The sequence below is a fragment of the Streptomyces lienomycini genome (assembly GCF_027947595.1).
GTDB lineage: Bacteria > Actinomycetota > Actinomycetes > Streptomycetales > Streptomycetaceae > Streptomyces > Streptomyces lienomycini.
Window position 1 is genome coordinate 6,702,281 of sequence record NZ_CP116257.1, and the last position, 13,805, is coordinate 6,716,085.

A 13,805-nucleotide genomic window follows, 5' to 3' on the forward strand; every position below is an offset into this window, starting at 1 on the left:
TCACGCTGGACCGGGGAATCCGGGGGGCTGCGATGCGTGAGCGACGGGCTGCGGGGGTGCGGCGGATGCCTGCGGCGCCAACGTCGCAGGCCCTGCTGTACGCCCTCCTGGGCGCCGTGCTGTGCGGGCTGCTGTGCGGCGTGCTGATGACCGGCTGCCGGGGGCCGGGGGGCCGGGGCCCGGCGGCGAAATCCGCGGCGGGCTCGGCGGCCGGGGACCGGGCGACCGGGTACGGGGCGGTGTTCCTGGCGGTCGACGAGTGCAGTTCGTTCGGCACGGTCGGCTTCACCGAGGTGCCCTGCGGCGGCCAGCGGGCGGCGGCCCGTGTGGTGGCCCGGGAGGACGGCCGGGCGAGCAGCGGACCTCCGTGCCCCGCCACCACCGACTTCGTCCTGCACATCAGCGAGCGGCGGCCCTCCGCGGACGAGGACGGCGACGGGACCGTGCCCCGGGGGTACGCCTGTATGCGTAAGCTCCGGCCGCCGCATCCCGGCGACCCGGGCGGCGGGGGCGGACCACGCACCATCGTCGGCGACTGCGTCCACGACGTCGGCGGCGGCCGGGTGCGCGAGACCGCCTGCGACGGCGGGGGCGAGCGCACCCCGCAGTTCGAGGTGGTCGAGGCGGTCGCCGTCCGGGCGGACTGCCCCGCCTCGACCGGCCTGTACGTCCGGCTCGGCGGTGAACTCCCGGTGGGCTGCGCCCGGCCGCTGTGAGCGACCGGGCACAGTCACCGTGCCGGACGGGGATCCCCTACGGGCGCAGCGCCGGCTCGCGTTCGACGTCCCGCTTGTCCAGCCGGGCGTCGAACGTCGCCAGCGGCCTGGCCGCCGACGGGTTCTCCTGGACCTTGGCGGAGGCGACGCCCGCCCAGTCCAGGATGCGGGCGGTGGCGTAGGCCTTCTGGTCGGGCACCAGACCGGCCACGTTCGCGCCGTGGTTCATGCCGGGCGCGGTCATGACGTAGGAGTCGCGTGCGCCGTGACCGAGGCGGAAGCGCTCGGCGCCCCACGGGTCGTTCTCGCCGTAGACGAACAGCATCTGACGGGCGTGGTGCTTCACCCACGTGTCGACGTCCCGCATCGCCCACGGCTCGAACTTCATCGGGATCGAGCGGGGCACGAAGTTGCGCGGCGGCTGGTAGCCGTAGCGGATGTACTTCTTCTCGATGTGCGGGAAGTGGATGGTGGGGGCGCCCATCTGGGTGCCCGCCTGGTAGTAGTACGGCGTGTAGGTCTCCAGGCCCTGGTCGGTGTAGGCGGAGAAGCCGGAGATCGTGTCGACGGAGTCCCAGATCGCCTCGTCGGTGGCGTTCTTCGCGTCGGCGGGGATGTCCGCGCAGTCGGCGAGGGTGCTGTACTGCCAGAAGCCCCAGACGTAGTCGAGGACGACGGCCTCGTAGGCGCGGTCGAGGTTGCCGATGGTGTCGAAGGTGTAGCCGTTCTCGGCCGCGTACGCCGCGTACTTCTTCTCCAGCGGCGCCCGGCGCACCAGCGCCTCGCGCTGCACGCCGTTCAGCTTGTCGCGGCACTCCTCGGTGCCGACGCGGGCGAAGAAGCGGTCGTAGGCCGAGTCCTCCTTGTTCACCACGTCGTTGGGGGCGACGTAGGCGACGACGCCGTCCATGTCCCGCGGGTAGAAGCGCTCGTAGTAGGTGGCGGTCATGCCGCCCTTGGAGCCGCCGGTGGAGATCCAGTTCTTCTCGTAGAGCGGCTTCAGCGCCTTGAAGATGCGGTGCTGGTCGCTGGCGGCCTGCCAGATGTCCAGCTTGGACCAGTCGGCCGGAGCGGGCCGGGACGGCGTGAAGTAGCGGTACTCCATGGAGATCTGGTTGCCGTCCACGATCTGGGTCGGCTCGCGCCGGCTGGGGTTCGTGGAGACGTTGTAGCCGCCGGTGTAGAACACCGTCGGCCGGTTCACGTCCTTGTGCAGCACGGTGATCCGCTGCTGGAACGTGCCCTTGGACGGGTGCCGGTGGTCCACCGGCTGGGTGTAGTTGAGGACGAAGAAGCGGTAGCCGGTGTACGGCTTCTCCTCGATCAGGCTCATGCCCGGTATGGACAGCAGCCGGTCCTTGATGTCGACGGCCTTCGGCTCGGCGGCGGTGGCCGCGCCCGCCGTGCTGACGGTGCCGATGAGCACCACGAGCGCCAGCAGCCATCTGAGCGCCTTGCGCATGCACCCTCCCAGTGAAACGGATGTCCGCCGGAAGCTATCGGAGCAAGTCCCGGGAACACCAGGGTCAGCAGAGGATCCACCCGGAGCCGACGGAACTCCCGGACACCTTGCCGGTCACCCGCACGCAGCGTTTCCCGGCGTGCACGGTCACCGGTCCGGCCCGGTAGGCGAACCGGCCCGAGTCCACGACCGCCCGGCCGCCCCGGGCCTGCACGCTGACGGACATCTGCCGCTTGGTGCCCGGCTTCTTGGGGACGGTGACGGCGCAGACGGAGCCGCCGCGCCGGTGGACGAGGACGGAACCGGTGGCGAAGTGGAGGGTGCGGACCTTGCTGCCGGGGCACCCCGTGGCGGCCCGCGCCTCCTGCGGCGGCGCGACGGCGAGCAGCGCGGCGGCGCTCAGCACGGCCGTGCCGAGCGCCAGCCGACGGCGAGTTGCGGCACCGGCCAGGCCCACTGCGGTCCCCTCCGTCGGACGATCACTGACGTACAGGTGTACGGACGCACGACAGGTGTCGCACGGTTGCGCGAGCGCGTCAGTGCAGTGCGCCGACCGGCTCCTCCGGTTCGGCCGCGCCGACGAAGGTCCGCCACAGCCGCGCGTACCGCCCGTCGAGGGCCAGCAGTTCGTCGTGCGTGCCGTCCTCGGCGACCCGCCCGCCGTCCATGACGACGACCCGGTCCGCGCGGGCGGCCGTGGTCAGCCGGTGGGCGACGACGAGCGTCGTACGGCGTCCGGCTATGCGGTCGGTGGCCTGGTTGACCTGGGCCTCGGTGGCCAGGTCCAGGGCCGCCGTGGCCTCGTCGAGGAGCAGGACGTCGGGGTCGACCAGTTCGGCGCGGGCCAGCGCGATCAGCTGCCGCTGCCCGGCGGAGAGGTTGCGGCCCCGCTCGGCGACCTCGTGGAGGTAGCCGCCGGTGAGCGTGGCGATCATCTCGTGCGCGCCGACCGCCCGTGCCGCCGCCTCCACCTGGGCGTCGGTGGCGTCCGGACGGCCGTAGGCGATGGCGTCGCGGACGGTGCCGGGGAAGAGGTACGCCTCCTGCGGGACGACGCCCAGCCGGTGCCGGTAGGAGGTGAGGTCGAGGGCGCGCAGGTCCTGCCCGTCGACGGTGACCCGGCCGCCGGTCGGGTCGTAGAACCGGGCCACCAGCTTCACCAGGGTCGACTTGCCCGCGCCGGTCTCGCCGACGAACGCGACGGTCTGCCCGGCCGGGACGCGCAGGTCGATGCCGGTGAGGGCTTCCTCATCGTCCCCGTACTTGAAGTGCACGTCCTCGAACGCGATCTCGCCGCGCAGGGACGCCACGTCGCGCGGCTTCTCGGGGGCCTTGGTCGAGGTCGGCTCGCGCAGCAGTTCCTGGATGCGGCCCAGCGACACGGACGCCTGCTGGTAGCCGTCGAAGACCTGGGAGAGCTGCTGGACCGGTGCGAAGAACAGGTCGATGTAGAGCAGGTACGCCACCAGCGCGCCGGTCGTCAGCGTCGCGTCGTCGATCCGCGCGCCGCCCACGACCAGCACCGCCACGGCGGCGGCCGACGACAGCAGCTGCACGAACGGGAAGTAGACCGAGATCAGCCACTGTCCGCGGATGCGGGCCTGCCGGTAGCTGTCGCTGCGCTCGGCGAAGCGCCGCCCGCCGTCCCGCTCGCGCCGGAAGGCCTGCACGATCCTGAGGCCCGCCACCGACTCCTGGAGGTCGGCGTTGACCGTGGACACCCGCTCGCGGGCCAGTTCGTACGCCTTGACGCTGGCCTTGCGGAAGAAGTACGTGGCGATGATCAGCGGCGGCAGCGTCGCGAAGACGATCAGCGCGAGCTGCACGTCGATCACCAGCAGGGCGACCATGATGCCGAAGAAGGTGACGACCGAGACGAACGCGGTGACGAGTCCGGTCTGCAGGAACGTCGACAGCGCGTCCACGTCCGTCGTCATCCGGGTCATGATCCGGCCGGTCAGCTCGCGCTCGTAGTAGTCGAGGCCGAGCCGCTGGAGCTGGGCGAAGATCTTCAGCCGGAGCGAGTACAGGATCCGCTCCCCGGTCCGGCCGGTCATGCGGATCTCGCCGGTCTGCGCCGTCCACTGGGCGAGTACGGCGACCAGGCCGAGCAGCGCGGACGCCCAGACCGCGCCGAGGGCGGCCCGGGTGACGCCGTCGTCGATGCCGTGCCGGATCAGCACCGGCAGCAGCAGGCCCATGCCCGCGTCCACGGCCACCAGGGCGAGGCTGATCAGCAGCGGCGCGCGGAAACCGCGCAGCAGGCGGCGCAGACCGTACGACGCCTCGGGCCGCACCGCCTGCTCCTCGTCGATGTCCGGAGTGCCGTTCGCCGGGGGCAGCGCGTCGACCTGGGCGAGCAGCTCCGGGGTGGCCGGGGTGCCGGCGAGCGCGGCGTCCTTGGGCGCGCGGTCGCCGGTCCACAGCCGGGGCGTGACCCCGCGCTCGGCGTCGAACTCGGCGTCCACCTCGTCGCGGACGGAGGTGTCGGAGGTGTCCTGCGCCTTCTCGGCGGGGCGGGTGTGGCCGGGCGAGACGCCGCCCAGCTCGTCGGGGTCGGTCAGCAGGCGCCGGTAGAGGGCGGAGCGCTTCTGGAGCTCCTCGTGCGTACCGAGGTCGGCGAGGCGGCCCCGGTCGAGGACGGCGATGCGGTCGGCGAGGCCGAGGGTGGAGCGGCGGTGGGCGATGAGGAGCGTGGTGCGGCCTCGCATGACCTCCCTGAGCGCCTCGTGGATCTCGTGCTCCACGCGGGCGTCCACGGCGGACGTGGCGTCGTCCAGGACCAGCAGCCTGGGGTCGGTGAGGATCGCCCGGGCGAGCGCGACGCGCTGGCGCTGGCCGCCGGAGAGGGTCAGCCCGTGCTCGCCGACGGTCGTGCCGTACCCGTCGGGCAGCTCCGTGATGAACCCGTGGGCCTGCGCGGCCCGCGCGGCGGCCTCGATCTCCTCGTCGGTGGCGTCCGGGCGGCCGTACGCGATGTTGGCGCGCACGGTGTCGGAGAAGAGGAAGGAGTCCTCGGGCACCAGTCCGACGGCGGCCCGCAGCGAGTCGAGGGTCAGCTCGCGCACGTCGTGCCCGCCGACGAGGACGGCGCCGCGCGTCACGTCGTAGAAGCGCGGCAGGAGCAGCGAGACGGTGGACTTGCCGGAACCGGAGGAACCGACGACGGCGAGGGTCTCACCGGCGCGGATCTCGAAGGAGAGCCCGTCCAGGACGGGCCGCGGCTCCCCGTCGCCCGTGTCGTAGCCGAAGGCGACGTCGTCGAACTCGACGGTCGCGGGCGCGTCGGCGGGCAGCGTCCTGGTGCCGTCCTCGATGGCCGGCTCGGTGTCGATCAGCTCCAGGACGCGTTCGGTGCCGGCCCGGGCCTGCTGGCCGACGGTGAGCACCATGGCGAGCATCCGGACCGGGCCGACCAGCTGGGCGAGGTAGGTGGAGAAGGCGACGAAGGTGCCGAGGGTGATGTGCCCGCGTACGGCCAGCCAGCCGCCGAGGGCGAGCATGGCGACCTGCCCGAGCGCGGGCACCGCCTGGAGGGCCGGGGTGTAGGCGGCGTTCAGCCTGATCGTGCGCAGCCGCCCGGCGAACAGCTTGCGTCCGACCTCCCGGAGCTTCCCGGTCTCCTGCTCCTCCTGCCCGAAGCCCTTCACCACGCGTACGCCGCTCACCGAGCCGTCGACCACTCCGGCGACGGCGGCGGCCTGCGCCTGCGCGTACCAGGTGGCGGGGTGCAGCCGGGTGCGGCTGCGGCGGGCGATGAACCACAGGGCGGGCGCGACGGCCAGCGCGACCAGGGTGAGCGGCAGCGACAGCCACGCCATGATCACCAGGGAGATCAGGAAGAGCAGGACGTTCCCGATGGTCATCGGGAGCATGAACAGCAGGCCCTGGATCAGCTGGAGGTCGCTGGTCGCCCGCCCGACGACCTGCCCCGTGGACAGCTCGTCCTGGCGCCGCCCGTCGAGCCGGGTGATCGTCCCGTACATGTCGGTCCGCAGGTCGTGCTGGACGTCGAGGGCGAGCCGGCCGCCGTAGTAGCGGCGGATGTAGGTGAGGACGTACACGACGACCGCGGCGGCGATCAGGAGACCGGCCCACACGGCCATGTCCCTGGTCTTGTCGCCGATCACGTCGTCGATGATCACCTTGGTGATCAACGGGACGAAGGCCATGACGGCCATGCCGCCCAGCGAGGCCCCCAGGGCGAGGACGACGTCCTTGGGGTTGCGCCAGGCGTACCCCGCCAGTCGTCGCACCCATCCCCGTTGCGCGTCCACGCCGTGCCCTCCGGTCGGTCGTCCTGCTCACCTGATCTACCGGAAGGCACCAACACGGGCGAGCGGGGATTTCATCCCGCCGCAACAATCGGGGGCTGTCTCAGGCGCGTACGCGGAGCCTGAGGAAGCGGGTGGTCTGCACGTCGTTCTGGTTGTCGTCGCTCACGACCAGGACGTCGAGACGGCCCTTGCTCCGGCCCGTCACGGTCATCCCCTCGAAGTTGTCGAGCAGCGGGCTGGGCTGGGGCTGCTTGGCGAGGGCGCCGAGGGAGGGGCAGTCGGCGAGGTCGGCGAGGAGCCGCTTGTGCGGCGTGGTGCCGCGGCCGGGCCGGTCGGCCAGGTGGAGGCGGACGGTGTTGCCGACACCGGAGACGAAGCCGCGCTCCAGGACGAGAAGGCGCCCGTCGGGGGTCGCGGTGACCTCGGAGACGCCGAGACCGGGGTCGGTCCGGTAGCCGTACCGGTCCCCGAGCCGGAAGTCGCCGTGCCGCGTCCGCTGCCAGGTCTGGAAGCGGACCAGATCGGCGGGGTCGCCGTCGAGCGGGTACTCCATCGAGGCGACCAGGGTCCGGCCGCCCGGCAGGAGCGTCAGCCCCTCGAAGCTGCCGTTGGCCCGCGCGCGGCCCTCGGGGGCGGTCCGCAGGTCGTCCGGCACCGGCAGACGGCCGAGCAGCTCGCCGGTGCGGGAGTAGCGGCGGATGGACGGCTCGGTCTCGGAGGAGACGAGGTAGGTGCCGTCCGGATCCGCGACCAGTCCCTCCGAGTCGAGCGCGGCGCCCTTCTCGTCGGCGAGCGTGATCACGGCGCGCGGTTGCAGGGTGCGCGCGTCCAGCCGGAAGAGGGACGAGCGGTCGGAGAGGGCGGCCACGGAGCCGCGCCGGTCGGGGGCGAGGGCGGAGAGGTTGCCGACGTACGCGCCGTCGTACGTCGTCTTGTCGAGGGCGTCGGAGAAGCCGGCGAGGGAGACGGAGGGCGAGCACGCGTTCGCCTGGTGGCCCGCGTGTGCGACGGCAGGCCCGGCCGCGGTCAGGCAGCCGGCCGCCGCGAGTCCCGCGGTGAGGGAGGCGAGGGCGGTACGGAGGGTTCTCGGGCGCATGCCGGTCACCCTAGGGCGGGGAAATGGACGGAAGTTGGCTGTTTTACGAAAGCTGGGATGCGGGGGCGCCGGGGCGGCAAGTAATGCTGCATGCCAGAGCAGAAGGAAAGCGGCGAGAAGCTGGCCGGGCGGCTGTACGCGACGCTGCGGGTGCTGAAGTTCGTCGCGAACCCCCGCAGCGGCACCAGGCCGACGGCGGAGGACCGGTTCAAGGACAAGGACAGTCCGCGCAGGCGGATCCAGGCCCTGAAGCTCGACCTCTTCGAGGACCTGGTGACCGCCGTGCAGAAGGGCCGGCACGCGGAGGCGATGGCCGAGGTGTTCCGCGCGATGCCCTCCGTGGTTCCGCTGCGGCACAGCGCCCTCCAGGACAACCTCGGCGAGCGCGAACTCGCCGAGTTCAACGCCGGGTACCGGGCCCAGCTCGGGACCCTCAAGGAGGCCCTGCCGGAACTGCTCGGCTGACCTTCCGCGTTCAGCGCGAGCGCGCGCCCCGGCTCTCCGCGACGCGGTGCACGTCCGTCAGCGCCTCCCGCATCCGGCCGAGCAGGAAGCGGAGCTGCTCGGGCGTCGCCCGCGCGTCGGCGAGCAGGTCGGCCGCGTGGCCCAGCAGATCCTGGGCCATGTCGAGTTGGGTGCGCTCCACGACGTCGGCCATCCGGGACAGCGGTCCGTCGCCGTCGGACAGGAGGTAGCAGGGCTTGCCCTCCTCGCCCGTCCACGGCAGCAACCGGGCGGGGCGGTTGCCGTCGTTCACCGTGCCGTCTCCATGCCGTGGACCACCCGCGGTCCCCGGTCGACGCCGTGCGCCGGTTTCGTCGCCGGACGGCGTCGTCGGCGCCGTCGCCCCGAGGCGGGCAGCAGGAGTTCGAGCAGCGGAAGCAGGGGCGGCCCGGCGAGGCGGGCGATACGGTGACGCATGTCGTCGACTCCGTGCGCAGGTGACAGCGCCTCTGTCACAGGGGAGTCGAACGGATGAGCACCATCTACGGCGACTGGCTCAAGCAGCAGCGGGAAGCGGCCGGCCTGACGCAGCAGCGGCTCGCCGACATGGCCATCATGACGCGGTCGCACATCGCGCACGTCGAGGCGGGACGGCGGGTGCCGTCGAAGGAGGACGCGCGGCGACTGGACCGGGCGCTGAACACGGGGGAAGTGCTGACCAGCTTCCTTCCTCCGGAGGAGGCGGCGGTCGCGGACTACTTCGAGGCGGCGCGGCTGCTGGAGCAACAGGCGGTGGCGTGGAGAACGGTCGGGTCCGGGTGCATGTCATGCCTCGCCACCAAGGCGCGTACCCGGTCATGCAGAGCATGCTGAGCCTGCTGTGGTTCGAGGACCAGCCCCCGGTGGCGTACTCGGAGGGCATCAACGTCGCCAAGATCCACGACAGTCCGACCGTCGTCGAACGGTTGCAGGGCGCCTACTATCACGCGTTGAGCGACGCACTGTCCCTACGTGAATCGCTCGCCCTGCTCAAGTCGACGGCGAAGGACTACGAAGACGATGCCTGACCACATCGCGACCGAGACCGACCTCGTGGGCTGGCGCAGGTCTACGTACAGCGGCAATGAGGCCGGTAGCTGCGTGGAGGTCGTGGACGGGCATCCCGGGGGGATACCGGTCCGGGACTCGAAGGTGCCGGGTGGGGCGGTGGTGGTGTTCTCGGTGGGCGGGTGGACGTCGTTCATCACCGCCCTCAAGACCCCCCACCCCCCTCAAAACCCGTGAACACTCCCCCCACCCTTGTCCTCCCCCCGCTCATCCGAGTGACCCGATGACAAAATCCCCCCAAGTGCTCACGCTTTTTCGACCATAGGGTCCATGCCCCCGCCCCCTGGCACGACCCCGACCCCCTCAGCACCGGCCATGTGATCGGCACAGTCCGCACTCTCATGCGCGCCGACGGCCTGGACGTCTCCGTGGCCGCCATCGCCCGCGCCTGCGGAACCTCACGCAACTTCCTCTACGCGAACTGGAAGACCGTCTCCGCACTGCATCTGCGCGCGCTGACCGTCGAACTCGCGCAGACCTTCGTCGCCGCGAACCGCACCCACCCGAGCGACGGCACGGTCCAAGGCATCACCGAGCACTTGACGCAGGTCGTACGTCTCGTCCGGCGCCACCCGACCACGGCGGCCGTCGCCCGTAGCTCGCGCGCGGCGATGGCCACGGCGCACACCGTGACCGAAGGACCTCTGGTGCGCGTCGCGACGGAGCACGTCGGCGATCTGCTGCACCCGCTCTCGCCGTGCGGCGGGATCCACGGCAACCCGGTGCTGTACTCCCGGCCGTGGAAGATCCTGTGGATCGCCCGTCCCGCGGCCCTGTGCCCCGAGGCCGTCGGCGACCACGACTGGGAGGCCCAACTGGACGGGGGCTTCACTCACCTGCTGCACGACCTGCTCGCCCCGTGGGCCGCCCACGAGTGAGCCCGCGCGGGATGCACAGCCCGCGCCCGGACCGAGCACAGCCGGTGCCGACGGAGCACGGCACCGCCGTGACGGAGAGCGACGACGGCTGCGCCCCCTCCGCCGGCACGACGGCCGTCCACCGGCCAAATCCCGCGGACGCGGGCTGACTCACGGCACATCCGCCCCCGTGGCCCCCCGCCTCCCACGGCCGGGGGCCACCGTCACGCAATCGACACTCTCCGTACACCCCACCTCCCACATGTCCATGTCACGCTCGTCCTACAACTCCATTCCACACGCGTAGATCGGACACCCCACATGCTCGCGATACGCACCCGGCGCCGGAAGGCGGCGGCCCTCGCCACGGCCGCCGTACTCGCCGGCCTCGCCGCCCCCTCACTGACGGCGACCCCGGCAACGGCGACGACGGCGACCACGACGAACACGACGAACACGGACTACGACGCGACGTACTACAAGGACGCGATCGGCAAGACGGGCACGAGCCTCAAGTCCTCGCTGCACACGATCATCAGCGACCAGACGAAGCTCTCGTACTCGGCGGTCTGGGACGCGCTCAAGTCCACCGACGAGGACCCGGCCGACAGCGGCAACGTGATCCTGCTCTACTCGGGCGTCTCCCGCAGCAAGTCACTCAACGGCGGCGACACCGGCGACTGGAACCGCGAGCACACATGGGCCAAGTCCCACGGCGACTTCGGCACCGCGACCGGCCCCGGCACGGACCTGCACCACCTGCGTCCGTCGGACGTCCGGGTCAACAGCGTGCGCGGCAACAAGGACTTCGACAACGGGGGCAGCGCCGTCGACGACGGCGGCGGCAGCCTCACCGACTCCGACTCCTTCGAACCCCGCGACGCCGTCAAGGGCGACGTGGCCCGCATGATCTTCTACATGGCGGTCCGCTACGAGGGCGGCGACGGATTCGCCGACCTGGAGGTCAACGGCCAGGTCGGCAACGGCAGCAACCCGTACATCGGCAAGCTCTCCGTGCTGAAGGCGTGGAGCGACGAGGACCCGCCGGACGCCTTCGAGGAGCACCGCAACCAGGTCATCTACGACGACTACCAGCACAACCGCAACCCGTTCGTCGACCACCCGGAGTGGGTGGAGTCGATCTGGTAGACGGGCCCACGGCGTCACCCGGTCGCGGGCGGCGCCGTGCGGACCTCGGTGTACCAGGCGCGGGCCGCGACGGTCTCGGGGTGGTCCTCGCCCAGGACCTCGGCCCGCCCCTCGGCCACCTCGCGCGCGCTCTCGGCGGCCTGCTCCCGCTTGCCCTGGGCGTACTGGGCCCGGCTGAGCTGGATCAGCACCCCGAGGACCAGCGGATGGCCGTCCCCGTACCCGGCCCGCTGCCCGGCGAGCACCCGGCCGAAGAGCTCCTCGGCCTCCGCGCCCCGGCCGGAGCGCAGCAGCCCCCGCGCCAGCGCGTCGCGCGCCCACACGGTCACCAGGTGGTCGGGGCCGAGGCGGCGTTCGCAGTCCCCCGCCAGCTCCTCGGCCGCCGCCGTGTAGCCGTCGAACTCGTCCAGCGCGAGGCGCAGTTCCAGCATCTCGCAGCGGGTCTTGAGGGTGGCGACGTGGTCCTCGCCGAGCACGTGGCGGCGGCCGTCCAGGACGGTTTCCAGCAGCGTACGGGCTTGCGTCAGGTCGCCGAGGCGGTGCAGCACCCGTTGCAGTTCGTAGGCGGCGTCCAGGGTGCGCGCGTCATGGGGGCCGAGGGTGCGCAGCGCGTCCCGGTGGACCGGCCGCAGCAGTTCGGCGGCTTCGGCGTACCGGCCGAGGCGGAACAGGACGGGGCCCTGGCCGGAGCGGGCCTCGATGGTCGCCGGGTGCTCGTCCCCCAGGTGCTCGGCGGCCGTCCGCGCGGCGGTGGCGGCCAGGGCCAGCGCGGCGGTCCAGTCCCCCGCCTCGTACACCAGCCGCGCGAGCCGGACCGCGATCCGCGCCGTCTCCTGCGTCACCGGGCCGTGGCGGTGGACCCGGTGCAGCAGGCCGGTCGCGTGCGGGGCCAGGAGCCGCACCTGGGAACGGGCCCGTGCCGACGCGGCGCCCTCCTGCGGCAGTGCCGCCCGCAGCAGTCGGCCCGCCGCGTCCGCCAGGAGTTCGCGCTCCGTGTCGGGCACGCCCGCGGCGACGCTGTCCAGCAGGACCCCGTGGGCCTTCACGCAGCGGTGCCCGTCCGTCTCGACCATGTCGATCAGCGAGTGGTCGAGAAGCGCCCGCAGGGCCGGTTCGACGCGGGCGGCGGTCAGCGGCGGGTCGAGGTGTTCGAGGCCGGCCCCGCCCTGTGCCGCCGGCATCAGCAGCGCCAGCGGTACGGGGTCCGCCGCCCAGCAGGACAGCAGCCGCAGCAGGGTCGTCGCCTCCGGCAGGCCGCCCTGCGCCAGGCTGTCCAGCGACAGCTGCCACGTACGGCCCACGAGGTGGCGGGACTGTCCGCCGCCGGTCGCCGACGCCCCCCGGTCGACCAGGGCCGTCGACTCCTCGGTCAGCTTGCGGTCGTACTCGTCCATCGACCACGATTCCAGCAGTTGGTGGGCCAGATGCGCCCCGGCCAGGGTCAGAGCCAGGGGGAGGCAGCCCAGGCGCCGGGCGACCTTCCGCGCGGACTCCCGCGTGCCCGCGTCCGGGGCCAGGTCCCGCAGCACCAGGGTCGCGTCCTCCAGCGGGAGCACACCGAGCCGGTGGCTGCTCGCCCCCGGGACGCGCCACAGCGGGGAGGTCGCGTGGCGGGTGGTCACCAGCACCGTCCCCGCGGGGCTCGGGCGCAGCCAGGCGCCTTCCTCCAGGATGCCGGGGTCGTCGGCGTTGTCGAGGACCAGCAGCCAGGGCTGCGCCGAGTGGTTCAGATGGTGCCAGACCAGGTCGGCCGCGGCGCGCTGGCCGCCGGCCGCGGCGACGAGTTCGCTGTCGGTGGCACCGCGGTCGCCGGCGACGGCGAGCATGCCGGCCCGCAGCGACACCCGTTCGGAGGCGTTGACCCACAGGCCGACGCGGCCGTGGTCCCGTACGGCCTCGTTGAACAGGGACTGGGCGACGGCCGTCTTGCCGCAGCCGCCCATTCCGTGCAGGACCTGGATGTCGCCGCCCGGTCCGGCCACGGCGGCCCGGAGGCTGCGCATGAGGTCGGTGCGGTCGCGCAGGACGCCGGGCGCGCGGCCGACCAGGGGCATGCGGACGGAGTCGGGAGCGGTGGCCCGGGGTTCGGCGGGGCCCGCCCCCGGGGGCCCGAACAGAGGGGCCGAGCCCGGGGCGTAGTGGTGGACGTGTTCCTCGATGTACTGGTCGCCACCGGTCTGGTAGATCCGGGCGCTGCCCGAGGCGCGGCCCTCCATGGGCGCCGGGGTGCTCATCGTTCGGTGATGTGCTGGTCGCGCCCGGCCTGGTAGATCCGAGCGCTGCCCGACGCGTGGGCCCGCAGCTCGACGCGGGGCGCGTCCGGCTGCTCCGGCAGCGACGGGGCCAACCCGTCCAGCAGTGCGCGCAGTTCGTCGGCGACGTCCGGTCGGGCGAGGAGCAGGCGTCGTACGCGTCCCTGCCATTCGGCGGTCAGCTCGGCCTCGGCGTCGGCGTCACCCGCCCGGCGGGCGAGGAGCAGCTCCTCGCGGCCCGCCTCCAGTTCCTCGCCGACGCCCTCGGCCCGGGCGGGCTGGAAGCGGCGCCACAGGGCGACCACACCGTCCCTCGCCGATTCCCAGGCGTTCGTGACCATCAGCGTGACGACGGTCGTGCCTGCCGTCCCCGCGAGTGCTGCGATCTCCGGATCCACGGTTCCCCCCCCTACGGCCGGCTCCCGATCCTAGGGCTCCGGGCGGC

General features: G+C 72.6%; 13 protein-coding genes and 1 pseudogene. 6 read left to right on the plus strand and 8 right to left on the minus strand.

What is annotated here, in order from left to right; all coding sequences use genetic code 11:
• Window positions 1-32 precede the first annotated feature (32 nt).
• Window positions 33-716, plus strand: a complete 684-nt coding sequence (locus BJ961_RS30575) for a hypothetical protein (protein WP_381159307.1) — start codon at window positions 33-35, stop codon at window positions 714-716.
• Window positions 717-753: 37 nt separating this feature from the next.
• Here the strand turns inward: BJ961_RS30575 and BJ961_RS30580 are convergent, their stop codons facing one another.
• From BJ961_RS30580 to BJ961_RS30595, 4 genes are all read right to left on the minus strand, one after another.
• Entirely contained in the window at window positions 754-2,178 is a 1,425-nt protein-coding gene (locus tag BJ961_RS30580; RefSeq protein WP_271416011.1) for a S28 family serine protease, read from the minus strand.
• A gap of 64 nt (window positions 2,179-2,242) precedes the next feature.
• Window positions 2,243-2,635, minus strand: a complete 393-nt coding sequence (locus tag BJ961_RS30585; RefSeq protein ID WP_271416012.1) for a hypothetical protein — start codon at window positions 2,633-2,635, stop codon at window positions 2,243-2,245.
• A gap of 79 nt (window positions 2,636-2,714) precedes the next feature.
• Window positions 2,715-6,455 carry an ABC transporter ATP-binding protein gene (locus BJ961_RS30590; RefSeq protein WP_271416013.1) on the minus strand — a complete coding sequence of 1,247 codons (3,741 nt, stop codon included), beginning with the start codon at window positions 6,453-6,455 and terminating at the stop codon, window positions 2,715-2,717.
• A gap of 100 nt (window positions 6,456-6,555) precedes the next feature.
• A complete protein-coding gene (locus tag BJ961_RS30595) occupies window positions 6,556-7,551 on the minus strand; it encodes an esterase-like activity of phytase family protein (protein ID WP_271416014.1) in 996 nt (331 codons plus the stop codon).
• Between the two features lie 90 nt (window positions 7,552-7,641).
• Between BJ961_RS30595 and BJ961_RS30600 the strand changes: the two genes are divergently transcribed.
• Window positions 7,642-8,016, plus strand: coding sequence for a hypothetical protein (locus BJ961_RS30600; RefSeq protein WP_271416015.1), 375 nt, complete (start codon window positions 7,642-7,644; stop codon window positions 8,014-8,016).
• A 10-nt stretch (window positions 8,017-8,026) separates the two neighbouring features.
• Here BJ961_RS30600 and BJ961_RS30605 read toward each other — a convergent pair whose 3' ends face one another.
• Together BJ961_RS30605 and BJ961_RS30610 are read right to left on the minus strand one after the other, a co-directional pair.
• Entirely contained in the window at window positions 8,027-8,308 is a 282-nt protein-coding gene (locus tag BJ961_RS30605) for a hypothetical protein (protein ID WP_271416016.1), read from the minus strand.
• Window positions 8,305-8,472: a hypothetical protein gene (locus tag BJ961_RS30610; RefSeq protein WP_271416017.1), complete on the minus strand. Its 168-nt coding sequence runs from the start codon at window positions 8,470-8,472 to the stop codon at window positions 8,305-8,307. The genes BJ961_RS30605 and BJ961_RS30610 overlap by 4 nt, the downstream gene beginning before the upstream one ends.
• A gap of 54 nt (window positions 8,473-8,526) precedes the next feature.
• Between BJ961_RS30610 and BJ961_RS30615 the strand changes: the two are divergent.
• The 4 genes and pseudogenes from BJ961_RS30615 to BJ961_RS30630 all read left to right on the plus strand — a co-directional run bounded on the left by BJ961_RS30615 (window position 8,527) and on the right by BJ961_RS30630 (window position 11,108).
• Window positions 8,527-9,062 (plus strand): annotated as a pseudogene (locus BJ961_RS30615) (Scr1 family TA system antitoxin-like transcriptional regulator).
• On the plus strand, window positions 9,055-9,279 hold the full coding sequence (locus tag BJ961_RS30620; RefSeq protein WP_271416018.1) for a DUF397 domain-containing protein: 225 nt from the start codon (window positions 9,055-9,057) through the stop codon (window positions 9,277-9,279). Before BJ961_RS30615 ends, BJ961_RS30620 begins: the two are co-directional and overlap by 8 nt.
• Before the next feature lie 164 nt (window positions 9,280-9,443).
• Entirely contained in the window at window positions 9,444-9,980 is a 537-nt protein-coding gene (locus tag BJ961_RS30625; protein ID WP_271416019.1) for a hypothetical protein, read from the plus strand.
• A 300-nt stretch (window positions 9,981-10,280) separates the two neighbouring features.
• Complete coding sequence (locus BJ961_RS30630) at window positions 10,281-11,108, plus strand: endonuclease I family protein (RefSeq protein WP_271416020.1); 828 nt, start codon at window positions 10,281-10,283, stop codon at window positions 11,106-11,108.
• Window positions 11,109-11,122: 14 nt separating this feature from the next.
• Here the strand turns inward: BJ961_RS30630 and BJ961_RS30635 are convergent, their stop codons facing one another.
• A complete protein-coding gene (locus tag BJ961_RS30635) occupies window positions 11,123-13,342 on the minus strand; it encodes a tetratricopeptide repeat protein (RefSeq protein ID WP_271416021.1) in 2,220 nt (739 codons plus the stop codon).
• Window positions 13,339-13,758 carry a hypothetical protein gene (locus BJ961_RS30640; protein WP_271416022.1) on the minus strand — a complete coding sequence of 140 codons (420 nt, stop codon included), beginning with the start codon at window positions 13,756-13,758 and terminating at the stop codon, window positions 13,339-13,341. The genes BJ961_RS30635 and BJ961_RS30640 overlap by 4 nt, the downstream gene beginning before the upstream one ends.
• Window positions 13,759-13,805: the final 47 nt, after the last annotated feature.

Excerpts from the sequence above, each read along its gene's own strand:
- BJ961_RS30575 (WP_381159307.1), top strand. The coding sequence starts at position 33 with ATGCGTGAGCGACGGGCTGCGGGGGTGCGGCGGATGCCTGCGGCGCCA.
- BJ961_RS30580 (WP_271416011.1), bottom strand. The coding sequence starts at position 2,178 with ATGCGCAAGGCGCTCAGATGGCTGCTGGCGCTCGTGGTGCTCATCGGC.
- BJ961_RS30595 (WP_271416014.1), bottom strand. The coding sequence starts at position 7,551 with ATGCGCCCGAGAACCCTCCGTACCGCCCTCGCCTCCCTCACCGCGGGA.
- BJ961_RS30600 (WP_271416015.1), top strand. The coding sequence starts at position 7,642 with ATGCCAGAGCAGAAGGAAAGCGGCGAGAAGCTGGCCGGGCGGCTGTAC.
- BJ961_RS30610 (WP_271416017.1), bottom strand. The coding sequence starts at position 8,472 with ATGCGTCACCGTATCGCCCGCCTCGCCGGGCCGCCCCTGCTTCCGCTG.
- BJ961_RS30620 (WP_271416018.1), top strand. The coding sequence starts at position 9,055 with ATGCCTGACCACATCGCGACCGAGACCGACCTCGTGGGCTGGCGCAGG.
- BJ961_RS30625 (WP_271416019.1), top strand. The coding sequence starts at position 9,444 with ATGCGCGCCGACGGCCTGGACGTCTCCGTGGCCGCCATCGCCCGCGCC.
- BJ961_RS30630 (WP_271416020.1), top strand. The coding sequence starts at position 10,281 with ATGCTCGCGATACGCACCCGGCGCCGGAAGGCGGCGGCCCTCGCCACG.
- BJ961_RS30635 (WP_271416021.1), bottom strand. The coding sequence starts at position 13,342 with ATGAGCACCCCGGCGCCCATGGAGGGCCGCGCCTCGGGCAGCGCCCGG.